18 protein-coding genes are annotated in these 26,922 nt (G+C 43.9%); 9 read left to right on the top strand and 9 right to left on the bottom strand.

Features of this window, described 5'->3' with window-relative positions; translation table 11 throughout:
• Positions 1-31 precede the first annotated feature (31 nt).
• Positions 32-3,106 carry a DNA mismatch repair protein MutS gene (gene mutS / locus QO189_RS03510; protein ID WP_371531545.1) on the bottom strand — a complete coding sequence of 1,025 codons (3,075 nt, stop codon included), beginning with the start codon at positions 3,104-3,106 and terminating at the stop codon, positions 32-34.
• 402 nt (positions 3,107-3,508) lie between these two features.
• Between mutS and secA the strand changes: the two genes are divergently transcribed.
• Positions 3,509-6,301: a preprotein translocase subunit SecA gene (gene secA, locus QO189_RS03505; RefSeq protein WP_371531544.1), complete on the top strand. Its 2,793-nt coding sequence runs from the start codon at positions 3,509-3,511 to the stop codon at positions 6,299-6,301.
• A gap of 232 nt (positions 6,302-6,533) precedes the next feature.
• Positions 6,534-7,064 carry a hypothetical protein gene (locus tag QO189_RS03500; RefSeq protein WP_371531543.1) on the top strand — a complete coding sequence of 177 codons (531 nt, stop codon included), beginning with the start codon at positions 6,534-6,536 and terminating at the stop codon, positions 7,062-7,064.
• Between the two features lie 103 nt (positions 7,065-7,167).
• On the opposite strand, the gene QO189_RS03495 is transcribed toward QO189_RS03500, so the two are convergent.
• The 5 genes from QO189_RS03495 to QO189_RS03475 all read right to left on the bottom strand — a co-directional run bounded on the left by QO189_RS03495 (position 7,168) and on the right by QO189_RS03475 (position 13,158).
• Positions 7,168-7,734, bottom strand: a complete 567-nt coding sequence (locus QO189_RS03495) for a YsnF/AvaK domain-containing protein (protein WP_201599009.1) — start codon at positions 7,732-7,734, stop codon at positions 7,168-7,170.
• Between the two features lie 242 nt (positions 7,735-7,976).
• A complete protein-coding gene (locus QO189_RS03490) occupies positions 7,977-8,825 on the bottom strand; it encodes a DUF2382 domain-containing protein (protein ID WP_371531542.1) in 849 nt (282 codons plus the stop codon).
• A gap of 408 nt (positions 8,826-9,233) precedes the next feature.
• Positions 9,234-10,415 (bottom strand): acetyl-CoA C-acyltransferase, encoded by a 1,182-nt coding sequence (locus tag QO189_RS03485; protein WP_371531541.1) that lies wholly within the window; start codon positions 10,413-10,415, stop codon positions 9,234-9,236.
• Between the two features lie 143 nt (positions 10,416-10,558).
• Positions 10,559-11,917 (bottom strand): homoserine dehydrogenase, encoded by a 1,359-nt coding sequence (locus tag QO189_RS03480; protein WP_371531540.1) that lies wholly within the window; start codon positions 11,915-11,917, stop codon positions 10,559-10,561.
• 386 nt (positions 11,918-12,303) lie between these two features.
• Positions 12,304-13,158: a DsbC family protein gene (locus tag QO189_RS03475; protein ID WP_371531539.1), complete on the bottom strand. Its 855-nt coding sequence runs from the start codon at positions 13,156-13,158 to the stop codon at positions 12,304-12,306.
• Between the two features lie 405 nt (positions 13,159-13,563).
• Here QO189_RS03475 and QO189_RS03470 point away from each other — a divergent pair, with 405 nt between their 5' ends.
• Positions 13,564-14,493 (top strand): DUF808 domain-containing protein, encoded by a 930-nt coding sequence (locus QO189_RS03470; RefSeq protein ID WP_371531538.1) that lies wholly within the window; start codon positions 13,564-13,566, stop codon positions 14,491-14,493.
• 124 nt (positions 14,494-14,617) lie between these two features.
• Here the strand turns inward: QO189_RS03470 and QO189_RS03465 are convergent, their stop codons facing one another.
• Entirely contained in the window at positions 14,618-18,787 is a 4,170-nt protein-coding gene (locus tag QO189_RS03465; RefSeq protein ID WP_371531537.1) for an Rne/Rng family ribonuclease, read from the bottom strand.
• Between the two features lie 1,204 nt (positions 18,788-19,991).
• Between QO189_RS03465 and QO189_RS03460 the strand changes: the two genes are divergently transcribed.
• Both QO189_RS03460 and QO189_RS03455 read left to right on the top strand, forming a co-directional pair.
• Positions 19,992-21,002, top strand: coding sequence for an RluA family pseudouridine synthase (locus tag QO189_RS03460; RefSeq protein WP_371531536.1), 1,011 nt, complete (start codon positions 19,992-19,994; stop codon positions 21,000-21,002).
• Positions 21,003-21,142: 140 nt separating this feature from the next.
• A complete protein-coding gene (locus QO189_RS03455; RefSeq protein ID WP_371531535.1) occupies positions 21,143-21,856 on the top strand; it encodes an HAD-IA family hydrolase in 714 nt (237 codons plus the stop codon).
• Between the two features lie 83 nt (positions 21,857-21,939).
• Here QO189_RS03455 and yihA read toward each other — a convergent pair whose 3' ends face one another.
• Positions 21,940-22,695 carry a ribosome biogenesis GTP-binding protein YihA/YsxC gene (gene yihA, locus QO189_RS03450; RefSeq protein ID WP_201598986.1) on the bottom strand — a complete coding sequence of 252 codons (756 nt, stop codon included), beginning with the start codon at positions 22,693-22,695 and terminating at the stop codon, positions 21,940-21,942.
• Between the two features lie 391 nt (positions 22,696-23,086).
• Between yihA and QO189_RS03445 the strand changes: the two genes are divergently transcribed.
• From QO189_RS03445 to QO189_RS03430, 4 genes are all read left to right on the top strand, one after another.
• Entirely contained in the window at positions 23,087-23,422 is a 336-nt protein-coding gene (locus QO189_RS03445) for a cytochrome c5 family protein (protein WP_371531534.1), read from the top strand.
• Between the two features lie 319 nt (positions 23,423-23,741).
• Positions 23,742-24,410: a cytochrome c gene (locus QO189_RS03440; RefSeq protein ID WP_075107765.1), complete on the top strand. Its 669-nt coding sequence runs from the start codon at positions 23,742-23,744 to the stop codon at positions 24,408-24,410.
• A 309-nt stretch (positions 24,411-24,719) separates the two neighbouring features.
• Positions 24,720-25,850, top strand: coding sequence for a hypothetical protein (locus tag QO189_RS03435; protein WP_371531533.1), 1,131 nt, complete (start codon positions 24,720-24,722; stop codon positions 25,848-25,850).
• A complete protein-coding gene (locus QO189_RS03430) occupies positions 25,838-26,209 on the top strand; it encodes an RnfH family protein (RefSeq protein ID WP_371531532.1) in 372 nt (123 codons plus the stop codon). Before QO189_RS03435 ends, QO189_RS03430 begins: the two co-directional genes overlap by 13 nt.
• A 50-nt stretch (positions 26,210-26,259) precedes the next feature.
• Here the strand turns inward: QO189_RS03430 and QO189_RS03425 are convergent, their stop codons facing one another.
• Positions 26,260-26,679, bottom strand: a complete 420-nt coding sequence (locus tag QO189_RS03425; RefSeq protein ID WP_371531531.1) for an outer membrane protein assembly factor BamE — start codon at positions 26,677-26,679, stop codon at positions 26,260-26,262.
• Between the last annotated feature and the right edge of the window lie 243 nt (positions 26,680-26,922).

The raw sequence follows: 26,922 nt of genomic DNA, 5'->3' as shown, positions 1-26,922 counted from the left end.
TAGCGCCTTTACCTCTATTTGACAATTCCCTTTAATGACTAATGATTTTTTTCAAATGATAGATTAAATCATGCGCTTGTTTAGGGGTCAGGCTATCAGGATCAATGGCGCTCAATTCGTCTTCTATGCTAAATAACTGATTTTGCTTTAGATTATCCACTATATTTGGTGATTGTATCGCGTAACTACTTTGTGGTTCTAGAACGACATCATTGTTAGATTCCGACTGTTTATCCGTTACTGACTTAGCTAAGTCATTTTTATCATCAATAGTTTTTTTATTTTCTGCTTTTAGATTGTCTATTAAGTAACGTTTGGCATCATTTAATACTTGTGCGGGGATACCCGCCATCTTCGCAACATGCAATCCAAAGCTTGAACTTGCTGCGCCTTCCTTGATTTGATGAAGGAGAAGCAGTTTACCATCGATTTCACTGGCGGCGACGTGGACGTTACGAATCTCGTCACTTGTCTGTCCCAATTGCGTCAGCTCAAAATAATGAGTGGCAAATAACGTCAGGCAGCCAATTTCGACTAGACGATTGACACAGGCGTGAGCGATTGCCAAACCATCAGTGGTGGCAGTGCCGCGTCCGACCTCGTCCATTAAGACCAGTGATTTGTTCGTTGCTTGGTTTAAAATATTGGCCGTCTCTATCATCTCAACCATAAAGGTAGATTTGCCACCAGCTAAATCATCCGCGGAGCCGATACGGGTAAATATCCGATCTATGTCACCAATATGTGCATGCTCGGCGGGCACAAAACTCCCGCAATGAGCAAGCAAAACAATCAGCGCCGTTTGACGCATATAGGTAGACTTACCACCCATATTAGGACCAGTGATGAGGAGTAATCTTTCAGGATGTCCTTCATCAGCATGAGCACTACCCAGCACGCAGTCATTGGCGACAAAATGGTTTGTACTTGATGCAGCACCGTTCCGATTGTTCGCGTTCGCTTGATTTAAGGCCGCTTCGACCACGACATGACGACCTTGGCGTATATCAATATGGGTCTGATTTTCGGCTATAGATTTATTTTGATTTTCTGAAGCTCCTCCCATAACTGGGCGTTGCCAATGATACATGGTCGCAAGCTGCGCCCAATTGCTTAGCACATCTATTTGGGCAATAGCAGCGCTCAGTTGTTGTAGCTCAGCCAAATGTTCGTTTAATTGGTTGAGCAGCGCTTGGTACAGTGTTTTCTCGCGAGCCAATGCCAAAGATTGCGCACTCAGATATTCTGTCTCGACCTCTTTTAGCTCATCAGTGATAAAGCGCTCACTACTCTTGAGCGTTTGCCGACGGATAAAGTGGGCAGGGGCATTCTTTGCTTGCATCTTAGGTAATTCAAAGTAAAAGCCACTGACTTTATTAAAGCCAACTTTTAGACTCGGTAGTTGGTTGTCCTGACGCGCTCGCTCTACCATTTCGTCCAATGTCACTTGAATATTGTCATGGAGATGAGTGAGGCGGTCGAACTCGTCATCATAACCCGCTGCTAGCATTCCGCCATCACGGATATGTGCAGGTGGTTCAATGACAATAGCGCGCTCGATTAACTCAGCGACAGATTGAACGGCTGGCAGTTGAGCGGGCAATTGTTGCATTAACATCGGTAATAATCCAGCATGCTCGTGGCTGATGCCTGAATTTATCAATAGAGTCGTAAGTTGAGTGCTACTCGCGATACCATCGGCAAGCTTGCGTAAATCACGAGGTTTGGCACTCATCAGCCCGATGCGACTGCTGATTCGTTCAATATCGCCAATGGTGTGTAGCGTATCGCGTAAACTGGTGACCAGTGAGCTATTTTCTGAATTTTGATTCGAATTACCATCCGCATTCAATAGGGACGTTATCGCGTCTAGACGCATATTGATGCGCGCATGCTGTCGCAGTGGACGCTTCATTTGCTGTACGAGAAGTCGCTTGCCCATTGGCGTTTGACAATGGTTAAGTACGGATATTAGCGAAGTACCACTACTACTGACTGGGGCAAATAGCTCAAGGTTTTGCTGACTATTGGCATCGATAATCAAATAATCGTCACTGTATTCAACGATCAGCTGATTAACTTGTGGCACATGGCGCTGCTGAGTTTGCCGTGCATAATGAATAAGCGCAGCACAGCTAGTTTGCGCCAGCAGGTTATCTGTGATACCCAAACCATCAAGACGTTGTACTTCAAACTGCTGACACAGCGTGTCACTGGCATGCTCACGGTGAAAGTCATTGGCAGCGACTTCTATAATAGGGCAGTCTAGATGTTGCCGTAACCACAGCATCCACTCTGCATCAGTGCCACCAATGCTATCGCTGAGTGCTTCGCTAATGATACATTCACTGGGTGCAAAACGTGCAAGTACCGTCAGCATTTGAGTTTGCAACCCATCTATATCGTTTTTATCTGCTATTAACGTCTGAGTGGTCAATGTACCTGCAGCCAAGTCCATTTGGCTAACAGCTGCTTGTAACGTCTGGCTATTATCTTGTGTTTTTAAATGAGCAATATCGATAGCAACGACAGTCGGTGTATGGTTTGGTGCAATGAGTGCATCATCGGTAATAGTTCCTGCCGTCAGCGTTTTGACCACTTCACGGCGCATGATGCTACCAGCCGCCGATTTGCTTTTGTCTTTTTTTTGCTTGTCGCCCATCGTAGGGACATTGGCCTTATTATTAGCGCTGCCAGCATTGCCAGTTGTTGATTCGTCAATTTGTTCACAGACGACGACCGTTTGCCCAGCCGCGATGAGGCGTGCCATATAGCTATCGGCTGCATGAAAAGGAACGCCCGCCATCGCTATCGTGTTGCCTGCTTTATCCGTACCACGACGCGTCAATGTGATGTCCAATATTTGCGCCGCCCGCTTAGCATCATCAAAGAACAGCTCATAAAAATCACCCATCCGGTACAGCAGCAATGCTTGTGGATAGTTGGCTTTCATGGTTAGATATTGCACCATCATTGGCGTATGATCCGCTAGGTTATAGACGGTATCGCCGATGCTTAAACAGTCATATGTATTTGGTTTTGATAAGGCACTATCTAATTGAGTAGAAATAGATGAATGATTTTGGACGGACGGCTTTACGGTCATGCAGAGTCTCTTATTGTGCTTAGATGCGTTTTATTTATCGATTCTTTGTGTCAATTGGTTTTAGAAAAGTGCTCATCAAAGGCGCATTGCACGACGACGTTTGGACTGGATTGCACCCAGTGCCTTTTATAAAGTTTAGTCGTAGTCAGCGAACAACAATGCCAAAAAAACCAAGAGATTGAATAAAGTAGCGCCTATTTTAACACGTCCTGCTCGGTTTTTGCCTTGGCAAATATCTACTCGCTGCCCTTGTATCCATCAGCGCCATAACCATATATAATGACGGCACACTTAATTGGGCGATACTAAATTAGGTAGTACTTAGTCGGGTAATGATAAGGCCACGAGCTAAGCTTTGGCTAATGCGCACTAATTATCGAATATTCCATAGGTCAAAAAATTATGTTATCAAAGATTGTAGGCAGTGTGGTTGGCACCAAAAATGACCGCGAACTAAAACGCATGCGTAAAGTGGTCAGCAAGATCAACGCACGAGAGGCTGAGATACAAGCCCTGTCTGATGAGCAACTACAACAAAAAACCGAAGAGTTTAAGGCGCGTCATCAAAAAGGCGAAAGCTTAGATGCGCTATTACCAGAGGCATTTGCCGTCTGCCGCGAGGCCTCATTGCGTGTCAATGGTATGCGCCACTATGATGTGCAGCTGATCGGTGGTATCACCTTGCACGAAGGCAAAATCGCTGAGATGAAAACAGGTGAAGGTAAAACCCTAATGGGAACCTTGGCCATGTACCTCAATGCCATTAGTGGTAAAGGCGTTCATTTGGTCACGGTCAACGATTATCTAGCCGCCCGTGATGCGGAGTTGAACCGTCCGTTGTTTGGCTTTTTAGGTATGACGGTTGGGGTTATTTACTCACAGCAGCCACCATTAGAAAAAATCGCAGCATATCAAGCAGATATTACTTATGGTACCAACAATGAGTACGGTTTTGATTATCTGCGTGACAACATGGTCTTTAGTTTAAAAGAGAAAAAACAGCGTCCGTTAAACTTCTGTATTATCGATGAAATCGACTCAATCTTGATTGATGAAGCTCGTACGCCGTTGATTATCTCGGGTCAAGCCGAAGATTCATCACGCATGTATGCGCTGATTAATACCATTATTCCTGTGCTGATCCGTTCAAAAGATGAAGAAGCAAATAAGAATAATGAAGAAGAAGATTTCTGGATTGATGAAAAAAATCGCCAGATTGAAATTAGTGAAAAAGGTTACGAAAAAATTGAGCGCTTCTTAATCGAAGTGGGCGAGCTGGGTGAAAACGAAAGCTTATATAGCCCAAGCCGCTTGCCGTTATTAGCTCACGTTCAAGCAGCCATTCGTGCGCATCATGTATTTGTCAAAAACGTTCACTATATCGTCGATGAAGGCGAAGTGGTCATCGTCGATGAAAACACGGGCCGTACAATGCCTGGTCGCCGCTGGTCAGAAGGTCTGCATCAAGCAGTAGAAGCCAAAGAAAACGTTGAAATCCAAGCAGAAAACCAAACGCTTGCGACCACGACCTTCCAGAACTACTTCCGTCTTTATGACAAACTGTCTGGCATGACGGGTACTGCTGATACTGAAGCAGCAGAATTCAAATCTACTTATGATCTAGATGTCATCGTCATTCCAACGCATGAGCCGATTGCTCGTATCGATATGGATGATCAGATTTTCTTAACCAAGTTAGGCAAATACAAAGGCATTATCCGCGAGATTAAAGAGATTCAAGCCAAAGGTGCGCCAGTATTGGTCGGTACGGCGACGATTGAAGCCAGTGAAGAGTTGTCTTATTTGCTCGATCAAGAAGGCGTCAAGCATAACGTTCTAAATGCCAAGCAGCATGAGCGTGAAGCTGAGATTATCGCACAAGCTGGTAGCCCAAAATCAGTGACGATCGCCACCAACATGGCAGGCCGTGGTACGGATATTATCCTTGGTGGTAACTGGCAGTCATTTATCGAAGATATTGATGGCGTCAGTAAAGAAGAAATGCAGCGTCTAAAGTCTCAGTGGCAAGTGAAGCATGACCAAGTTGTTGCGGCTGGCGGTCTACATATCATTGGCTCTGAGCGTCATGAATCACGCCGTATCGATAACCAGTTACGTGGTCGTGCTGGTCGTCAGGGTGATCCTGGGATGTCACGCTTTTTCTTATCGCTCGAAGATGATTTGATGCGTATCTTCGCAGGCGATCGCGTGGTTAATATGATGCGTGCCATGGGTCTCAAAGAAGACGAAGCCATCGAGCACAAGATGGTCTCAAAATCGATCGAAAACGCGCAAGGTAAAGTTGAGAGTCGCGATTTTGATGCGCGTAAGAACCTATTGAAATACGATGATGTCGCCAATGAGCAGCGTAAAGTTATCTATGGTCAGCGTGATGATTTGCTTGCCGAAATGGACTTATTAGAAGCCATTGAAGTGATGCATCATGAAGTCTATAACGCCATGATCAACCAGTTCATTCCTCCTGGCTCTATCGACGATCAGTGGAACATTGACGGATTAGAAGATGAGCTTGAGGACGAGTTTAAAATCACGATGCCGATCAATGATTGGCTAGATGAAGACCGCCGCCTAGATGAAGAGGGGCTGCGTGCTAAAATTATCCAAACAGCCATAGACCGTTATCACAGTCGCCGTGAGCAAATGGGTGAGCAAGACGCCGCCCAGCTTGAGCGTCACTTTATGCTACAGAGTCTAGACAAGCATTGGAAAGAGCATTTGACACAGATGGATCAGCTGCGTAAAGGTATCCATCTACGCGGCTATGCGCAGAAAAACCCTGAGCAGGAATACAAGCGTGAATCATTTGAATTGTTCCAAATGATGCTTGGGGCGATAAAGTCCGAAACGGTACAAGATTTATCACGTGTTCATATCCCAACCAAAGAAGAGCTAGAGGCGTTGGAAGCTCAGCAGCGTGAGAATGCTGCGCATATGCAAATGCAGTTTGAACATAATGACGTAGATAATTTAGATAGCAACGTAAACAGTGCAGCCGCTCAGCCGCAACCACAAAGCCGCAGCCTTAGTGGTACGGCAGCAGCTGGCGCTGCTATGGCAGCCAGTGGCACCAATGCCAATGAGCCAAACCCGTATGCTGGTATGAATATCAGTCGTAATGCCCCTTGTCCTTGCGGTTCAGGGCTCAAGTACAAACAGTGTCACGGCAAAATCTAATCACTCTTGTCTTTTAATCATTAACAACTATGATTAAAGTATGTAGACTGCTAAATAGCAAGCCCTTATCTCAACCAGATAGGGGCTTTTTTATATCTTATAAAGACTGCTTGTTCTATAATTTACCGTTCTATAGCAGATGAACACTTTGTATTGATTGCTTACAAATTCAGCATAGGCGTGAATTTATGGACACGCTATAGTGTTTAGCATATCTATTTGGGAGAGCGTTATGAGTTTAGAATTATTAAAAAAATTACGTACCTCAGTCGCATTGACGGGGTTGCTCGCTGGTGCATTAACGATCAGTGCCTGTCAGCAACAATCAGAGCCAGAGTCAAGTATGGAAGATGGTGTCAATGCTGAAGAATCTGTACCAATGTCAGCTGAGCCTGCTGAGCCAAGTGATGTCGTTGTAAATACTGAAGATGCTTCACTTAATGAAGTAGAAGATGATACAGTCGCGTCGGTAAACAGCGGCGTGACGCAGGTATCATATCTGTGTTCACCTGAGCTAAAAGTTGAAGCAACCTATAAAGAAGACGCTAACCAAGTCGTTGTCGCGACTGATATGGGTACAGTGACATTGAATCAAACCAATGAAGGCAGTAATCCAGAAGTGTTTGAAGTCGCAACTGCAATGGATGGTGGTCAAGGTTTTACTCAGTGGCGTGTGGCGCATGAAGACCGCGAAACTGGCGTCATGCGTACGGCTGGTGCGGATGAGTCAACCGTGAATACTTTTGAATGTAATAAAGTATAAAAGTTTGACTGCTATGTACCACAAAAAAAAGCAACGCTGGTTTGGCGTTGCTTTTTTTGTCAATAATTTATCTATGCTAATGCTTAAAGCACCAGTATCTCATCTATTTTGGCTGAGTAGTATTAGTCTCGTGTGCCAAATACCCTTCTTCAGTCACATCTAACTCTTCATGCTTAAGCTCTACTGAGATACTATCGGTATGGATATGTGTACTCTTATTGACCTCAATTTCTTGGATGGCATAGGTGTCTTTGGTAATAGTCGCCACTTGGCGTGATAAGACGATTTCAATCGGATCATCACCAATCTCTATTTGTTTACCATTGACGGTCACCACAGCTTTACTATCAAGTGAGGGCTCAACATGACGTAATATGTCTTTTTCGTCGTAATGGCCAGACAGCAAATCTTGACTCTCTGCATCATGGTATTCAGTACGAATCGTGATGTACTCTTCTACTAATTCAATAGGGACGTCGATAGTTTTGGTGCGGGCATGCTTGGTGACAGTCACTTTACCAACGTCTAGGCGCTCTTTATTGATGACAGGACGCTCTTCTAATAGTTCCAAATGTCCAACATTGACGACATTGGAGTTTTCATCAGTTAGTGTACTTTTTTGGTTTTCCAAATCGTCTTGGTATAAATTTTCTGTATGGTCAGTAGTCATTGTTATTTCCTTATAATTACAAAATAATGGATTGGGCAAGATGGAATGTTAACAAGTGATATTGAATTTATTACTATCATTAATCATTACTATAATAAATCATGTCACCATATTATCGATACAAAAAAGACCAGAGACATGCTCTGGTCTTAATCTGCTAAACCAAAATGCTTAGCTGCCTATTACTATCGCATCTCATGACGACATCACAATATCATTAAAAGACACAAAGTATCGGTGTATTACATACCACGAGCACGGCGTACATCGTCTGCAGTAATATCATCACGGTTTACTAAGTTGCCTTCACGGTCGACTACATTACCATCGTTGTCAACGTCTAGCTCTTCGCGCTGAATAGTCTCAACGATAGTTTCAGTATGACGTTCTGTTGTTTTGCCAACATTCACTTCTTCAGAGACATAAGTATCTTTACCGACACGAGCACGTTCTGCTTCTAGCTCAACTTCAACGGTATCATTGACGTCCATATCACCAATGCGACGATCTGTTGGACGATCAACGCTGGTACGCTGGATATCAGCATGTTCTTCTTCTAGCTCGACATCGACATTGCGCTCTTCAGTGACAACGTGCTTACCAACTTTTACAAGACCTGCAACGATACGGTCTTTATTAACAGTTAAGCGCTCTTCTAATAGCTCTAGTGTATTTGGTGCATCATAAGAATGATCTGCAATATCTACTCGCTCTTCAGCTGGAAGGGTGTCAGCAGTAAACGCTTGACGATCTTTTTCATATTGCTCTTTATAGCTGTACTGGTAATCATGGTCATATACTTCCATAGCTTCTACCTGTGACTTGGTCAAGCTATCGAAGAATACATCATCACCAACGATACGAGCAAGGCCCGCTGGTACTAATACTTCTTTTGAGCTGAACCAGCCGCCTGCATCAACGATTAAATAACGAATACGGCCAGTGGTGTCTTCTACTAGCGCACCTTCGATTTTACCGATCTTTTCCTCGTTCACACCGTAAGCAGTTTTGTCTGTTGGATCATAATAGTCATCACCGATTAGGTCACGATGAGTTGCTTGAATATCTTTTAAACGAATTAGTTGACTCATTATTTTAATTCCTTTTCTGTAATTTATTAGTTGTTTATTTTCTTTTACTTATCATTAAATAGACTTTGGAAAATCTATTTAGATATCATGTTGATAGCGACGTGTCAATTTTTCTTACTTACTATCTCAACTTGTATTCATCGTAACACCATGATTTTCGATGAGATACATGCTCAAGGTAGCAAAATGTGAGCTTGCAGTAATTGCGTGTAATAGGGTGTAAAGTCCACAACATAGAGGGGGTATAAAGTGAACATCTTTTTACAGAAGAAGACGATAGATAAAGACGAGCAGACGATAAACAAAAAACCGCAGCACCATTCGCGCTGCGGTTTTAAAAAATAATGAGTGATAAAAAATTAAACTGCAAATTGTCTCTAAAACTACTGTTTTAAAAATAATTGATAATTAAGGAAGCTCAATAGCAACGGCAACTGCTTCGCCGCCACCAATACAAAGTGTCGCAACGCCTTTTTTGCCGCCGGTACGCTTGAGAGAATTAATGAGCGTCACTAAGATTCGCGCACCTGAACAGCCTACTGGATGACCAAGCGCACAAGCGCCACCTTCAACGTTAACTTTGGCGTGGTCGATGTTTAGCTCATCCATAGCAGCCATAGTGACCATCGCAAAGGCTTCGTTAATTTCCCATAGATCCACATCAGCGACTGACCAGCCAGCATTTGCTAGTACTTTTTCGATAGCACCGATTGGAGCGATGGTGAATTCGCTTGGGTGACGAGAGTTCGAAGCAGTGGCAACGATGCGAGCTTGATAATCCAGACCTTCAGCCTTTGCTTGTGACTCTTTCATGACGACGACAGCAGCAGCACCGTCTGAGATTGAGCTGGCATTGGCTGCAGTGATCGTACCGTCTTTTGCAAATGCTGGGCGTAAGCTTGGGATACGATCAGCATTCGCTAGGCCTGGTTGCTCATCAGTATCGACCGTTTGCTCGCCTTTACGAGTTTCAAACGTCACAGGCTCAATTTCATCTTTGAAGTGATTGTCTTTGATAGCGGTTAGTGCACGATTCAATGATTCGATGGCAAACTCATCCATCTTCTCACGTGTATAGCCTTTTTCATCCGCCATTTCTTGAGCGAACATACCCATTAGCTTACCAGTCTCAGCATCTTCTAGACCATCTAAGAACATATGATCTTTGACTTCTTTGTGACCCATACGGTAGCCACCACGCGACCCTGGCATGAGGTACGGTGCGTTGGTCATTGACTCCATGCCACCAGCCACAGCAACATTGAAGCTACCAGCTTTGATGCCATCGTGTGCTTGCATGACGGCTTTTAGACCTGAGCCGCATAGCTTGTTGATGGTGACAGCGCCAGTCGCGTCAGACAATCCAGCTTTACGCATGGCTTGACGGGCAGGGCCTTGACCCAAACCTGCAGTCAAGATACAACCCATGATTACTTCATCAATATTATCGATACTAACGCCTGAGCGTTCGACAGCGGCTTTGATTGCAGCAGCGCCCAAATCGCTAGCACTCATGTCTTTGAGTACGCCTTGGAAGCCGCCCATTGGTGTACGTGCGCCGTTTAAGATTACAATTGCATCATTTGACATCGTTATTATTCCTTATTTACGTATTTTAAATGAAAGTGCCTCACAGAGAGGCAAGGGCTGGTTCGCCATTACCCTTTATCGGTTAGCATTTGCCTAGCTCACTGATAAAGGGGGTGATAAGCGTGGCTTACTAAAATTATGTTTTAAGCCAGCTCGTCTAAGCGAATGCGTACTACTTTATCAGTAATGGTGTCTAATTTTTCAATTTTTTCGATAGCGAGGTTCATCTGACTCTCGACCACAGGTAAGGTTAAGATAATGACAGGTACTTGACCAACTTTATGCGCAGGCTTTTGCAAAATAGCATCAATATTGATACCTGCATCGCTTAGGATGCGAGTGATGTCCGCTAAGACACCTGGGCTATCATAAGCATGCACACGTAAGTAGTAACCAGTAATCATCTGCTCAGCACGTAAGATCGGCGTGTCTGAGAGTTGCTCAGGGATGAATGCTAAGTGCGGTACATGGTGCCCATGATTATTTTGCTCGCTGCTGTTTTGCTCGTCGCCACTTTTGCTACCTAATACACGGACGAGATCCATGACATCGGCCATCACTGCCGAAGCAGTAGCACCAGCACCAGCGCCATCACCGCAGTAGAGTGTTTGCCCAAGTGGATGTGAGTTGACCAGTACCGCATTTTTTACGCCGTTGACATTGGCAAGCAACGCATCTTGTGGAATAAGCGTTGGATGTACACGTAACTCAACGCCAGCGTCATCACTATTGCCTTGACCATCACGGCGTACCGCAAATCCTAAATGTTTGATACGGTAGCCAAGCTCTTCGGCATAATTGACATCTTGTAGTGTGATACCAGTGATTCCTTCACAGTAGACTTTGTCAAACTGTAGCGGGATACCAAAGGCAATCGAGGCGAGTAGGGCTAGTTTGTGCGCGGCATCAATGCCTTCCACATCAAAAGTTGGATCTGCTTCTGCATAACCCAGCTCTTGCGCCTCCTCTAGTACATCGGCAAATGGGCGACCTTTGTCACGCATTTCGGTCATGATAAAGTTGCCAGTACCGTTGATGATACCTGCGAGCCAATCAATTTTATTGGCAGCAAGGGCTTCACGCATCACTTTGATGATTGGGATGCCGCCTGCTACTGCTGCTTCATAAGCAACATGGACATTATTCTCTTCAGCGAACGCAAAAATCTCATTGCCGTGTTCAGCCAATAGCGCTTTATTTGCAGTTACGACATGCTTACCGTTTTTGATAGCCTGCATGATGACGTCTTTAGCTAAGGTCGTACCACCAATCACTTCGATAACGATATCGACATTGTCGCTTGCCGCAATTGCCATCAAGTCACTGTTTTGCATGATGCTGGTATCAATATCATCACGCTGACGGCGCGTACCCACTTCGGTAATAATAATATCGCGTCCACTACGGCGTTTTAGCTCATCTAAATTGTCATTGATTAGGTTGATCACACCTGTTCCGACGGTGCCTAAACCAAGTATCGCTAGTTTGATGGAATTGCTCACAGTATCCTCAAGAGGTTAAATATAATGAAGCGGGCATAACGCTGGGGCAATATCAAATGAGTCTGCGGCATGACACCAGCAGTCTATAGGCATTTTCTAGTGCTACTTTGCATACATACTTCATTATAGTTGAATAAAAAATGCTCAGATAAAAGGGTATTGCTAATTTTGCATCGCGCTTTATCGTATCATACCGACAAGCAGTTGTGACGTCTACACAATGTCGATAAGGTTATATAGGGTATAGATTATAGAATAACTATCGTGCTCATCTGTACTTGGCATACTAAGGTATTGCTCAAGCGGTGCTGTCTTATATTTAAATGCATTCACATAAACGATAGATATTAGAATATATTAAAAATATCACATTTTAGGATTAAATATTAGTTTGCACCGACAGCTTGCGCCAACTGTGCTGCAGGTAAGTAGCCACCTACTTGCTCGCCTGCTTCAGTAAAGATAGCAGGAGTACCACGCACACCAAGTCTTGATCCTAGAGCCATATGCGCTTGCACAGGGGTAGCACAGCTAGGCGCTTGCACGTTGGCACCCATTTTTGCTTGATTCATCGCTGCGTTACGATCCTGACTACACCAAATCGCTTCCATTTTTGGCACAGACTCTTGACTGCGTGGCCATGCTAGATATCGCACTTCGATACCGCGCGCATTAATGTCATCCATCTCTTCATGCAGTTTACGGCAGTAGCCACAGTCGGCGTCAGTAAAGGCGTAGACGACCGCTTTGGTCTCACCTTTTGCTGGATAAATAATCATCTCTTTTTTATCGACTGCTTTTAACGCTTCTTGCGCGGTACTTGCCGCCAAAGCAGCACTGATATCCACTGGCGCAGCCCCGCCAACGGCAACGATCTGTCCTTGGATAATATGCTTACCCGACTTATCGGTAAAGAAAGAGGGTAGCCCTTCAGCAGTCACCCAATAAATACCATCCATATCTGTTGGTACCGCTGAGACGATGGTTTCTTCGATACCAGAGGCTTTTAGGTTTGCTTGTAATGCATTGACCACTGCAGAGTCACTATCAGCTGACACTTTGGCTGGCGCATCCTTGGTCTGTGCTGCATTGACAACACTGGTATTACTGGTTGCATCCGCCGCATTGTTTGAGCAGCCAGCAGCAATACCTACTAGCAAGGCACTCATCACAAAACGAGATAGGGTAGTACGAGAGAAAAAATTATTCGTCGTGGTATTTTTGCTAATGGATGACGGCATATGAATTTCCTATAGGCATCGCGCCTAGACATGAGTTCGTTATATACAAAGCGTTGTAGATTACAATATATAGTAAGGTGTCTGAGTAGTGTTTTAAAGGTTTAATTTTACAGAAGTTTTTATAAATAATTGATAATAAAGATAAGCGGTAAAATCGCTATATTACCATATTTATGGATAATGACAGCTCAAATGCATCGTCTAATAAATGCAAATAATCCCAACTTTTAAGAATAGCTGACAACACAAATTCAAAAAATAAGATACATTTGTACTATGTAATATATGGGCGTGCCCTTGTAGTCTACTGCTAACAGCATTGTTTTTATAAGAGTTTTAATAAAATACTTTGTTTTAACGATTTCAGCACGACTTACTTTAACAAATTTGCTTTAAGGAGCACACATGGCAGGTGCCAGTTTATTAACCTTACTTGATGATATCAGTGTGATATTGGATGACGTCTCGGTCATGACCAAGGTCGCTGCCAAAAAAACCGCTGGCGTGTTAGGCGATGATTTGGCTTTGAACGCTGAACAAGTTACTGGTGTCAAAGCCAATCGCGAACTTCCCGTTGTCTGGGCAGTAGCCAAGGGCTCATTTATCAATAAGCTCATTTTGGTACCAGCAGCGTTATTGATCAGTGCGATTTATCCACCGCTTGTCACGTTTTTATTAATGTGTGGCGGTCTGTTCTTAGTCTATGAAGGGGCAGAAAAAGTCATACATCGGTTTTGGCCACATGCATTGCCACATGACGAAGAACAAAATGCCCGCCGAAAAGCCAATGCGGATGAAACAGTAGATTTGGTGGCTTTTGAAAAAGAAAAAATCAAAGGCGCGATACGTACAGATTTTATCTTATCAGCTGAGATTATCGTGATTGCACTAGGGGCAACAGCAAGTGCTACCTTGCTAGAACGCAGTTTAGTACTATCCATTTTAGCGATTGGTATTACGATTGGTATTTATGGTTTGGTCGCTGGTATCGTCAAAATTGATGATGTGGGCCTACATCTGATGGAGCAAGAAAGCACGTTCAAGCAAAAAGTAGGTAAGTTGATGTTTGCAGCTGCGCCGAAGCTCATGAAGTTCTTGTCTATTGCGGGTACGTTGGCCATGTTCTTAGTGGGTGGTGGTATCTTAGTACACGGTATTGGCTTTTTGCATCATGGCGTAGAAGATATCGCGCATCTCACTGGTATTTTTGAAGGAGTAACAACTACCGTATTAAATGGTGTTATTGGTTTTATTATCGGTGCGGCAGTTGTGGCATTGCTTACCATTATTGATAAAGTGCGCGGTAAAGATGATAAGGCTTCTTCTACTCATTAAGCTGGCCTATGTTTTTATCTTACTATCAAACTTTTTTCTAAATCAATAATTAAGCTTCGACCTATTAAAAAAAGCCCCAAAGCTATTAGTAGCTTTGGGGCTTTTATATTTCTGCTTCTATATATTAGCTTTCGCTATCGGTATCATCAGACGCAAGCTTCTCAGCTTGGGTCGGTTTTTTATGATCCGTTTTTGGCTTGCGACTGCGCGCCTTTGGAACCTTTGGCGTCGTTAGATTAAACATGCCTGTCTGTGGCAGCAATTGCTCAGCCACATTCTCGATCATGTTTTTATAGCTGGCGATGGTGGTCTTAGACTTAGCTGCTTGACTGTCATCTTTGCCCATTTCCTTAGTAGATTCTTCTACTTTAGATTCGGTCGTCTGCTCAGCCTCTTCTGCATCAGAGCTTTCTACATCCGCCTGTGTTGCATCAGCTTCCGTCGTATTGACTCCTTGTGCCTCACTGGCTTGAGCTTCTGCACTGTTAGTAGCTGATTGCGCTTGCTCGACTTCTAGCAATTTCTCGCTATCAGCGCTGACATGGTCTGTCTGCACTTGATTCGCCAATGCTGTCGCTTCAACGTCATGTGCATCCACTTCGCTATTGCTTTGATTAGTGTTTGCTAACGATGCTTCATTGCTCCAAGTCTGCTCTGTAGGAACACTCAACAAAGCTGGCTCTTGGTAGTCAGGATGCTGACCGCGTGGATCATTGCTGGCTCGTTTGCCAATGGCGCGTGGTTCAACGGCTGTTTTGCCTTGAGCTGCTGCAAATTGACTGACTGCTTGCGTCATTGCTGCGAAGCGTGCCAAGTAATCTGCTGCTAATGGCTGGTAGCCATAGTTGCTAAAGTCAAAGCGCTGACTGGCCATATCGTTGCTATGGTTGTCATCAACAGTGTTCTCGACATTGGCGCTATTATCAGCAGATTGCGCTTGCTCATTATACAAGGCAATTGTCTCGATAAAGCAGCTGATAACGCCGTTCTCTGTTAAGCGAGTTTGCGCTTCTGGCAGCGTAGTACGAATAAACTCACCAACGGTGCCACGTATCGTCGTTGTACTTACAGTAGTAGCTTCGACTTGAGGTGTTGCTTTTGCTTGCTGAGCACGTACCACACGTGGGTCGTTGCTAGCTTGACCAAACTTCTCAGCAGTCACGTATCGTTCGCCAAACAGTGATTCGTGTGTTAGCTCAAGTGCTGAGTTACTCATGCCTTTATCATTCGCACCACTGTCATTAGCTGAAACTTTTTTAGCTTCTTCAGCTTTATTGACATTATCAGTGGTCTCAGCTTTCTGATGCTCGGGCTTGGCTTTGGCCTGCTCTGCATCAGCCGTTTTTGGGCTAATTGACTGGCTGTCTATGTCGCCAGCAGAGGCTGGTTGCGCTTGTTCTGACTGATTTTTATTATCAGTGCTCTGCTTACGATCAGGTGCATTGTTTTGCACCTTACCGTTAGTAGTCGCCTCTTGGTTGTTTTGAGTCTGATTCTCAGACGTCTCTACCGTACCCTTTTTATTGTCACCTTTTTGGTCAATATTTTTCTCACTGTTACTAGGCTTGTTGGCAGTTTGCTGAGTAGCGTGATCTTTTGTGCTCTCGTTCTTTGCCGTGCCATTTGTTGAGCGTTGTTTATCGCTAGACTGAGGCTTAGCAGGCGTGGACTTGCTATCATCTAAAGATAAGTGCACAACTTCTGACGCCTTTAGCTTGGTCGGTGCTTCATTGACTTGTAGCACGACTTCGTTAGGGTCCTGACTACGACGTGTGCCAGATTGGTTTTTACCATTGGCATCGTCGTTATTTTTACCATTTCGCTGCTTGTTTTGCTTAACATCGTCAGCCGTTAGCGTCTCACCGCGCTCTAGCTTTCCGCGTGAGCCGCGTTGGCTATGCGATTTACGCTTAGCGCGGACTTGCTCATCAGCTTTTTGGCCAGTTTCGTTGTCTGCGTCATTACGATCGTTTGTTTTTTGGTTATTGTCTTGACGATTGCTGCTGTCTTGACGGTTATTACGATTGCGATCGTTCGTACGTCTGTTTTCCTGTTGACGATTGTCTTGCTGTTGTTGTCCTTGGGTGTCAGACGATTTCTCATCAGCGCTGTTGTCCGTGCTGCTATTGGTATTGTTAGTCGTCTCATCAGTCGCCTCTTTTCTTTGACGCGGCTTTGAGTTTCTTGACTTACGTGGTTTGCGTCTTCTTCTGTCTTCGTTATTGCTTTCATCAGTATCGCTATCATTACGACGCGCCTGTTGACGATTAGCGTTGTTATTTGACTGTTGGCTGTCGTTTTTCTGATGATTGTTTTGTTGAGTTGGCTGCTCACTATTTGAAGCGGCACTATTCAATGCATTGCTATCCACTTGGCCAAATGAGCCTAAGCTTTGCGCGCCAGTATTTACCAAGGCCTCGATCGCTTCAGCGGCATCGCGACTACTGACACTAGGTGTGGTGGTGGCTTGCGGCGCTTGAGCAAACAGATTTGATAACCAAGCGACTGCTTTTGGTTGAGCAGTGGCTTCAATATTTTGAGTCTGCGCTACGACTGGTGCTGCAACGTTTTGAAGTTGACTGGCTTGTGGTGCGCTCGCTGGCGCAGCGTCATTAACATTTTTATGATTACGACGATCATTGCTATGATTTACGGTATCGTTCTGCGTAGCTGCGCTCTGCTTGTTGTTATCATTTGATGGTTTACGAGGCTGGCGAGTAGGCTGCTGCTCAGGGCGCTCTTTTTCAGCCGTTTGCCAGTCGACATTGTAGCCAAGGTCACTGTGCTCTTGTTGCTGGGTATCAGTGATACGCTCGTAGCTCGATGGAGCAAAGCCATCGCGATTAAAGTGCAGCTTAAAGTTCGGTGATTCTAAATGCGCATGTGGCAAAATCGTGATACGCGTGCCACTGTCTTGCTCAAGATAAACCAAGCTATCGCGTTTCTCATTCAACAAGAACGCTGCGATATCCGTTGGAACTTCCGCTTGTACTTCACCTTGGCGTTCTTTGAGCGCGATTTGTTCAATTTGACGCATGATGGATAGCGACAATGAACGCAGATCGCGAATCATACCGTTACCATGGCAACGCGGGCAGATATAGCCTGTTGATTCTTCTAGGGACGGGCGTAGACGCTGACGGCTCATTTCCATCAGACCAAATTTAGAGATATCACCAAACTGGACGCGAGCACGATCGTATTTGGTCGCATCGATTAGACGCTTTTCTACTTCCTTTTGATGCTTATTGTCATTCATGTCAATGAAGTCAATAACGATCAAACCGCCCATATCACGTAGACGAAGTTGACGAGCAATCTCATCAGCCGCTTCTAGGTTGGTATGGTAAGCGGTCTCAGCGACGTCTGAACCTTTGGTCGATTTGGCTGAGTTGATATCGATAGATACCAAGGCTTCTGTTTGGTCGATAACGATTGAGCCGCCTGACGGCAGACGCACTTCGCGCTGATAGGCCGTTTCGATTTGTTTTTCGATATTGAAACGAGAGAACATTGGCTCGTAATCGGTATACTTGCGTAGCTTTTCGGCTTGTTTTGGCATTACTGCGTCAATAAAGCCTGCCGCTTCGATATAAGCGTTTTCGTTATCGATCCAAATCTCAGCGATATCATCACGCAAATAGTCACGGACAGCACGCGTGACAACGCCTGCTTCTTGGTGAACCAAACGCGGTGACGGGTATTTTTGGTTTTGTTCTTGGATGGCCTGCCAGATATTGAGCAAATGGTTGAGATCATGCTGCAAGTCTTCTTGCGTCTTGCCAATACCTGCTGTACGAATGATAACGCTCATGCCTTTTGGTAAATCAAGATTGCTCAGCATACGTTTCATGTCTTCGCGCAGCTTACCTGAGATTTGACGTGAGATACCGCCACCACGAGGATTGTTTGGCATGAGTACCAGATAGCGACCAGCCAAAGAGACATACGTCGATAGGGCGGCGCCTTTATTACCGCGCTCTTCTTTTTCGACTTGGACGATTAATTCGTCGCCTTCTTTAATCAGTTTTTTGATGTTTTCATCACGTGGGTTACCGCTTAGATATTCGGCAGAGATTTCACGAATCGGCAAAAATCCTTGGCGCTGAGAGCCATATTCGACAAATACCGCTTCGAGCGATGGCTCAACACGAGTCACATGGCCTTTATAAATGTTAGATTTTTTTTGCTCGCGGGTACGATTTTCTAAGTCGAAATCGTATAGATGATTGCCTGTACATAAGGCGACACGAATCTCTTCGTTTTGAGTTGCGTTGATCAAAATGCGTTTCATATTTATATCCTATGAGTACGCATAACAACGATGAGACAGTCTTTAAAAGAAAGATAGTGGCAAGTGTGGCTAATATGACATTAGCATTTGTAGATATCAGTGAACAGTAGAACGTAAATCGTGGGCTTTGTAAAGCACGTGGGCTTTTTCAATGGCTTCTTTTTTACCTGAAGTGATGAGCGGTGCTCACATTAATATAAATAATATAGGGTGTAAGGCTATGATACTTATATTTTATTATCAATAAACTTGGTACATATATGAATATGTCAGCGAATAAAAACTCTCTTAATGTCAGTACGTTCTATTGGTAGTGATGTTGGCGCACGTTGTAAGCGTGTGCGACGGTCAGTTACGGGTTTAAAAAATACTGATATTAAAAAGGCATATTGCGATAGCCATTCATCCTTCAAAGTCTAACAATAATATCGCGGTTATGATTGCTACTATATATCGTAGCGTCAGTCAGCGGTTATCTATTCAGGCAAAGCGATTGGTTACTCTTTATTTATCGTTCTTTATATATCGTCAATAATATCTTGGGTGTCTCAAGGTTAGGTATCACAGCTTTGGTTATCGGCGGGGCGTACTTGGCAAACAGAGTAATGAACCAGCTTGTCAGCATGGCATTGTATTTACCTCTTTATCGTCATCTGTTTGACCACCAATACTCAGGCAGCTATCGAATTATTTTTCGATCCTAACGCTAAACGACCCATACTTGCTCAACTATGCTGTCATAAAGGACCATCAGATAAGTAATCATTAAATAATAAATAGTTATCAAAAAAAGTCGTTGTCATGCAGTTAGTGAGTCAATGTAGTGTTGTCATCCGTTAATAAATAGACTGATCGTCAAAGTTATTAACGCGATGGTATTTAGTGTCACTATTTGTTTTATGGTACCGAGTAAAATTCGATACAGTGTTTTAATTTATAGGGCTGTGTTTGGTAATGAATACCTTTAAATGCTAATGCCTTTAAACGACTGGCCCTACAATCAGATGAAACGTTTCATAGCAGCAGGGTAAATAGCATAGACCTCTTTACTAGCAATCAGTAAGCACTGGAAAGTAATAAAACAGTAACCAGCTATCTGAAACAACAATGATTATTGCTGTCGCCTCTGCTTAATTGTCGCTCAACATGCTAAACTATAACAAATCTTTGTGTAAATACCTAACTAAAAATGACAAACTCAAAAATGACTGACGACGCTCCTACCCATGAAGCCCCTGCTATTTTCAATAGCAAAACACGCCCACAAAGCGCTGACGATGAGATTAGCAACTTCGGCAAGGTGAACTACCTTGAAGTGACGCGACATCAGCACGACCAGCGTTTGGATAACTTTTTGCTGAACCGTTTAAAGGGTTTGCCAAAATCGCACATCTATAAGATGATTCGCTCAGATGAAGTGCGTGTTAACAATAAGCGCTGCAAAGCACATGATAGAGTGCAGCGTGAAGACGTTGTACGTATCGCACCTGTGGAGCTTGCGACACGTGACAAACCTATCATTAGTACTGAGTTTGCCGAAAGCTTGCTGGCTCGCGTGGTCTATGAAGATGAAGGTCTGCTAGTACTAAATAAGCCTTCTGGCATTGCCGTGCATGGCGGTAGTGGCTTGGACTTCGGCGTCATCGAAGCCATGCGTGAAGTGACGGGTAAAAAGTATCTAGAACTGATACATCGCATTGATAAAGACACCTCAGGTCTGCTGATGATTTCCAAAAAACGCTCAACGCTTAAAGTGTTGCAGCAGCATTTGGTAGATAAGACTATTCAAAAGCACTATCTATGTCTTGCCAAAGGACAGCCTGCGCTTAATGAGCAACGTATCAATGCACCGTTGCTACGTTATACACTTGCTAGCGGTGAGCGCCGTGTCAAAGTAGACGCACAAGACCCACAAGCGAAAGAAAGCCAAACCGATATCATCGTTCATGATCGCTTTATGGTTAATGGTCAGCCAGTAAGCCTCATCGAAGCCAAGCCACTAACCGGACGCACGCATCAAATCCGTGTGCATTTGGCTCACATCGGTCATGCCATTTTGGGTGATGATAAGTATAACGTGCATGATAAATCAGGCGTTCATCGTCTGTGTCTCCACGCGTGGCGCTTAGATATTCCGGGTTATGACCTTATTACCGCACCATTGCCAGACGACATGGCGGATTGGCTTCCAGAGACAACCAAATTGCCTGAATAGGTCTAAATATAATCATTTTGGTCTAAAAATTTAGACCTTTATAGAAACATGAAAACGTCACGATATCTTATTTTTATGAATAAGCCACCGTGACGTTTTCGTATCTGCTATTTACTATTTTTATTCGTTAAGGTGAATCTATGACTGCATCACTTACCACTGATACGCCAGAACTTACTCAACACTCTCAGCTCGCAGATGAGCATCGTCTATCTGATAAGACACTAGTCATTTTTGACTGGGACGGCACGTTAATGGATTCAATCGGCTTAATTGTTGATTCTATGCATGTGGCTGGAGAAGCACATGGATTTGAGACGACTGATAAAGCGGTGAAAGACATCATTGGTCTGAGTTTAATGAATGGTATCGAGATTTTATATCCTCATGCAGATGAGTCGCAGACGCTCGCCATTCAGCAGACTTATGCAGAGTACTATATTGCTAATAGCCACTGCACGCCACTCTTTGAGCCGATAGAGCATATGCTGCAGACTCTACAGGAGCAGGGCAAAAAGCTCGCTGTTGCAACTGGTAAAAAAAGAAAAGGGCTAGATCGTGTATTGGATGCTTCTGACAGTCGCAATTATTTTGTCATGACACGCTGTGCTGATGAGTCAGGCTCAAAACCTGATCCGCAGATGTTGACTGATATCTTGAATTACACGCAGCAGCAAATATCTGATGCCGTGTTCATCGGTGACAGTATCTATGATATTCAAATGGCAACCAAACTGGGTATGACCAGTATCGCGGTCAACTATGGCACGGCAACAAGTGCAGAGCTTGCCGCTCAGCAGCCGACATATCAGGTTGACACGCCGCAAGCATTGGCTAAGCTATTATGTGCTTAAATAAAAGCCTTTTTAACTTATATAAAAAAGGGGTTCATCGTTAATATCGACAAACCCCTTTTTTTTATTTGAGACTATAATTTCTATTTGTTTTCTTCTTGACCGCTTTCTTTTTCAATGGCGTCTTCTAACTCATCGCCTTCTAATAATGCAAAAGACGATTCAATGATTTTGTCATTATCCAGTTGATAATCGTACCATTTACCCATGACGCCAGCCAACTCATCAAGACCTTCTTTTCTCAAGGCTGAAAATAACTGGATAGTACAGTTTAAGCCGAGTTTTTTGAGTCTTTTGCGGGTATTGAGTAAGGCATTTTTAGACGCACCATACTTAAGCTTATCCGCTTTAGTCAGCAGGATATGTACGGGTAGGTCACCATCTTTTGCCCAATGCAGCATCTGCTCGTCAAAAAACTTGAGTGGGTGACGAATGTCCGTCATAAGCACTAGGCCGGCAAGGCTTGAGCGCGATACTAGATACTCTTCTAGCTCGACCTGCCATTCTTTTTTCATCTCAAGTGGTACAGCGGCATAGCCGTAACCTGGCAAATCAACCAGTCGTCTATCAGTGTTACCAATACTAAAAAAGTTAATCATTTGCGTGCGTCCAGGCGTTTTGGACGAGCGTGCAAGCTGGCGCTGATTGGTCAAAGCGTTGATGGCTGAGGATTTACCAGCGTTCGAGCGTCCTGCAAAGGCAACTTCTAATCCCATATCAGGTGGGCAAAGCTTAAAGGTGGGCGCTGAGGTCATAAATTCAGTCTGCTGAATTTTCTGACGGGATTTGGTGTTGAACAGCGCATGTTCGGCAGCAACATCGGTAAACGGGGTATTCATAAATGGCTCATTAATCTTGAAAAATTAGATACGGGTATAAAATTCTGGTTAGCTGGTGGTTGGCTTAAGCCATGACTTCAATTCAGCAAATATGCAAAAAGTGGTAAGAGGCTCTTCTTTATCAGCGCTTATACATTATAAAGTTAGCGATTTGATATTATCCGCTATTCTATACTATTACCTGTCTTACTTATTGAAATAACTGCGATTAGCATCATATAAATAGTAGGATAACATTAAAGTTAATTGTTAATTAGAATAAGTTTTTAATGTTAACAAAGCTGAATATAATTTATCTATGTTTGCATGACATATATTGTTACAATGTTTAATGAAAGACGTTTAATAGAACGATTGATGAGACACGTGAAATCTCACGAGGAGGTGCTCTATGTTTTCAATCAATAGACTTCTTAGCAAGGGCTATCATGCTCTAACAGTTAGCAGTGCTGCCTTATTGCTAAGTGGCATCATGATCAGTAGCGCAGGTGCGGCTGATATTGCTACTACTTATGATAACTCATGTGCAGCTTGTCATGATAGTGGCGCGCTAAATGCTATCAAAAAAGGCGACAGTGCCAAATGGCAGAAACTTATTGAGCAAAAGGGCATGCCGACACTCATTAAGTCTGTCAAAAGTGGCATGATTCAGATGCCAGCAGGCGGTCTCTGTAACACCTGTAGCGATGATGACTATCGCAAGCTTATCGAGTATATGAGCAAGTAGTCCATTTAGACATGAAGCTTGAAGCGATAAAATAGAGCGCTGGGTTTATAACCTGAATGCGCTTTTTATTTTTGCCCTGTACTTTAAGCTATGCGCATTAGAAAACTGATGAATACTACGATTAAGTAGGCAAATGATACAAAGTCTTGCTATAATAATCGAAAATAAACCCTGATGTTAGTAAGTACTTTCAGACTGCTTGTGTCCAAGACCTCAGAATATATGCCACGCCTATGATTAAAGAGGCGACTATATTGGGTATCTTATCCGTACAATCACTCTAAATAATGCTTACGCCGAGCTAGTAGGATTTGTATCAATGAAAAAGTTAATCGCTGCTGCCAGCTTATGCGTTGCAAGTTTCAGCGTACAAGCTGCTATTATTGTTCCTGAGTATGACGTCGATGCAGGTCAGAAAATTGCAGAAACCGTTTGTGCTGCTTGTCATGGTCTTAATGGGGTCAGTATTGTTCCTGCGCAGCCAAACCTTGGCGGCCAAAACGTAAAGTATCTTTATAAACAGTTAGTTAACTTTAAAGCAGGCTATCGCAAAAACGGTATCATGCAGTCACAGGTTGCTAATTTGTCTCAGCAAGATCTAGCCAACGTGGCAGGTTACTACTCTAGCCAAGCACCTTGGGGTGTTGGATACGGCAACCCTGCAACGAACCAAGAAGCCACCAAACTATTCTTGGGTGGTGATAAGTCACGCGGTGTGATTGGTTGTGCTGGTTGTCATGGTCCGGACGCTGCAGGTAACCCTTGGGCGGCGTTTCCAAAATTAGGCGGACAGCATGCTCAATACATTGCCACTCAGCTAAAACTATTCCGCGCCGCTGGACGTGCTGATGATATCGATAGCGATGATCAAAAACGTGTCAATGATGCTGCGAAAGAAGGTGAGATGGGTATGATGCAAACTGTTGCATCGAAATTATCAGATCGTGACATTCGTATCTTGTCAGACTATGTGAGTGCTATTCACTAATTAAATGGCACTGATGATCAATGTCTGATACGCACGTTGTAGATAGAATTATTGAGCACCTTGCATATATTGATCATGTCTGAACTACTAAACCCCGATTTCGGGGTTTTTTTATAACTGTTTGTCCCTTATATTGAAAAGACAATGTACAGCTGAATTCCTCTACAGAGGCAACTCATTGCTCTGTATAATTATAAATTGCCGTTATTCACTTTATACCATGCTCAAAAATGCGATTAGCTGTATCGAACTCGTTTTACTTGCTACTGTCGTCCTTGTGAATGGTATTAGATCGTTTGGATTGAGATTATGATGATCCGTTATGCTTCTTATTTTATCGCGGTATTGTTACCGTTATTATTATTTCGCTGGTTCGCCCCTGCTTCAATCGGTGAGATCGATTTTTGGTTATTATGGCTGCTAGCAATGGTGTTGGTCGCGTTGCCAGTCGTTTATGCTGAGATAGCTTTGGCTTATCGTAGTGTCGAGGGACCTTTGGCGGGTATGCAAAAGCTCACTCGCGAATCAGATGCAAGCCCAATATGGCGCAGCTTTGGTTGGCTGGCTGCATTGGTTTCTATTGTGATTGCAGCATTGATCATATCAGGTGCCAGCACAGGGATATTAACTGCCTTGACTGAGCTTAATAGTGCCCCTGATGTGCCAAGTTTTGCGGTTGCCGCAGGGTTGATGGTTATCACTGTCTTATTAAGTCTGCTTGGGGTCGCGCCTTTGCCTATTGGCCTCGGATTGATGGTCGTTGGATTAATACTGGGCATCGCAAATGGTGTGCCTAATATTAGTTTTGCTATGACGGATATCAGCTTGGTTGAATGGGCACGGGCAGTGGCGCTAGCATTGGTCAGTGTTGGTGCGGGTACAGGATTATACTGGTTCGGACAAAATTTGGTCAGTAAGCAGACGCTCACCGCCGTGGAAGCAAACAGCCAACAAGCGCAAAATAAGGCTGCTCGTGATTATCGTGCCACTAAATTGGTATTACCGATTTGGATTTTGCAGCTATTAGTAGGGGTCGTCGCGTTATTTATTAGTGGTATGTCGTTACCACCGATTGGGCAACTACTCTATTGGGCTGGCGTACTATTCGTCGTTAGCTATTTGCTGCATTACAGTACTCAGCAGTTAACGCATAAGTTTGGGCTGTTAGTCAGCTTAATAATAACTTTTGTTTTAGCGTTGCTACTGGTGGTTGCAATTCCAACAACTTGGCTGGTAGGCATTCTAGTTATAGTGAGTAGCATAGCTGTACTACTATTATCAGTATTTGCAGGATGGCAGATGAAAATTAGTCATTTGCGCAAATCACTGAACTTTAGCAGTGAAGCATTCTATAACTTATGGCGAGTCGCGATACGTCTCGTCGTACCGCTGGCATTGCTATTGGCATTGATAGGTTGGGTGTTACAGTGGTTGAGCTAACGAGTGACGGTAGCAAGCATAGCAATAGTAATGCGCTGCAATCGGAGTTAATGACGGTCTATCTGGCGTATGCGGAAGATGAGCAGCGCCAGCATTATCTGGCGTTAAAGGTTAGACAAGGTACTAGTTTGCATGAGGCACTAGGTCAAGCTGGCTGGCTTGAAAGGTTTGCTGAGCTGGCAAAATGGTGTGAGCAAGCAGTAGACATTACCACGCCAACAGCTAAACGTTGGCATGTGGGCATCTATGCACAAAAACAGCCGCTGAATTATCTATTGCAGCCTTTTGACCGTATCGAGGTATATCGCAGTTTAAGCGCTGATCCAATGTCTCAGCGCAAAAATAAATCTCGCGGTTAAGCTATTATTTGTTTTAACTGGTAGTCATTTGGGCTGATAAGTCGTACTGATTACGATGCTGGTAAGCTCTCGATACCCTCGATGCGAGTGACTAAACCATTATCATCAAAGTAGACTACTAAGTGTTGGCTTGCATTTTTGACATCAGTAATGCCTTTACGGCGGCCTTCGGTGCCTGCTTGGTAATCGTAAATGTAATCCCAGCGCTTAGGCTCAAGGGTATCTCTAATCGCAGGGCTGCCAAGGATATAAAGTACTTGGTTCTGATTCATCCCTACTTTTAGTTTTTGTGCTTGAGCTTGAGTAATCGCTGTGCCTTGAGGCAAATCAATCTTATAAACGCTCAATAGTGAGCAGCCAGACATAGCGACAGTAGCGCTCAGCATACTGGTGATGACAATGTTACGTAGTACGCTGGCATGGCTTAACGGACGAAAATTTAATGTCTTTATCATGGTAAGATGACTCATAAGAAATGAATTAGGCGCGGCCAGAGTTAGATGGTGCGAGTCTGACCGACAATCTTGGACAAATGATACGTCATTTACTTGCAATTGCCTACCACTTACGACATTATTTACCAAACACCACCTGAATGGTTTTATTATTTATATTTTAAATTCATAGGCTTGCACTGCGGTTATTCAGGGAATTTTAAAGCAGTCCGTCACCTCATCAGCACTGTTTTGAGGGTGTTAAAACCACCTATATTT

The organism is Psychrobacter sp. Arc29 (assembly GCF_041431175.1).
In the GTDB taxonomy this organism is placed as follows: Bacteria; Pseudomonadota; Gammaproteobacteria; order Pseudomonadales; family Moraxellaceae; genus Psychrobacter.
Note: the sequence above shows the minus strand (reverse complement) of the source record. Positions and strands in the feature narration are given on the sequence as shown.

What these genes read in the sequence shown, in the direction of transcription:
- mutS (WP_371531545.1), bottom strand. Translation starts at nt 3,106, where the DNA reads ATGACCGTAAAGCCGTCCGTCCAAAATCATTCATCTATTTCTACTCAA.
- secA (WP_371531544.1), top strand. Translation starts at nt 3,509, where the DNA reads ATGTTATCAAAGATTGTAGGCAGTGTGGTTGGCACCAAAAATGACCGC.
- QO189_RS03500 (WP_371531543.1), top strand. Translation starts at nt 6,534, where the DNA reads ATGAGTTTAGAATTATTAAAAAAATTACGTACCTCAGTCGCATTGACG.
- QO189_RS03495 (WP_201599009.1), bottom strand. Translation starts at nt 7,734, where the DNA reads ATGACTACTGACCATACAGAAAATTTATACCAAGACGATTTGGAAAAC.
- QO189_RS03490 (WP_371531542.1), bottom strand. Translation starts at nt 8,825, where the DNA reads ATGAGTCAACTAATTCGTTTAAAAGATATTCAAGCAACTCATCGTGAC.
- QO189_RS03485 (WP_371531541.1), bottom strand. Translation starts at nt 10,415, where the DNA reads ATGTCAAATGATGCAATTGTAATCTTAAACGGCGCACGTACACCAATG.
- QO189_RS03475 (WP_371531539.1), bottom strand. Translation starts at nt 13,158, where the DNA reads ATGCCGTCATCCATTAGCAAAAATACCACGACGAATAATTTTTTCTCT.
- QO189_RS03470 (WP_371531538.1), top strand. Translation starts at nt 13,564, where the DNA reads ATGGCAGGTGCCAGTTTATTAACCTTACTTGATGATATCAGTGTGATA.
- QO189_RS03465 (WP_371531537.1), bottom strand. Translation starts at nt 18,787, where the DNA reads ATGAAACGCATTTTGATCAACGCAACTCAAAACGAAGAGATTCGTGTC.
- QO189_RS03460 (WP_371531536.1), top strand. Translation starts at nt 19,992, where the DNA reads ATGACTGACGACGCTCCTACCCATGAAGCCCCTGCTATTTTCAATAGC.
- QO189_RS03455 (WP_371531535.1), top strand. Translation starts at nt 21,143, where the DNA reads ATGACTGCATCACTTACCACTGATACGCCAGAACTTACTCAACACTCT.
- yihA (WP_201598986.1), bottom strand. Translation starts at nt 22,695, where the DNA reads ATGAATACCCCGTTTACCGATGTTGCTGCCGAACATGCGCTGTTCAAC.
- QO189_RS03445 (WP_371531534.1), top strand. Translation starts at nt 23,087, where the DNA reads ATGTTTTCAATCAATAGACTTCTTAGCAAGGGCTATCATGCTCTAACA.
- QO189_RS03440 (WP_075107765.1), top strand. Translation starts at nt 23,742, where the DNA reads ATGAAAAAGTTAATCGCTGCTGCCAGCTTATGCGTTGCAAGTTTCAGC.
- QO189_RS03435 (WP_371531533.1), top strand. Translation starts at nt 24,720, where the DNA reads ATGATGATCCGTTATGCTTCTTATTTTATCGCGGTATTGTTACCGTTA.
- QO189_RS03425 (WP_371531531.1), bottom strand. Translation starts at nt 26,679, where the DNA reads ATGAGTCATCTTACCATGATAAAGACATTAAATTTTCGTCCGTTAAGC.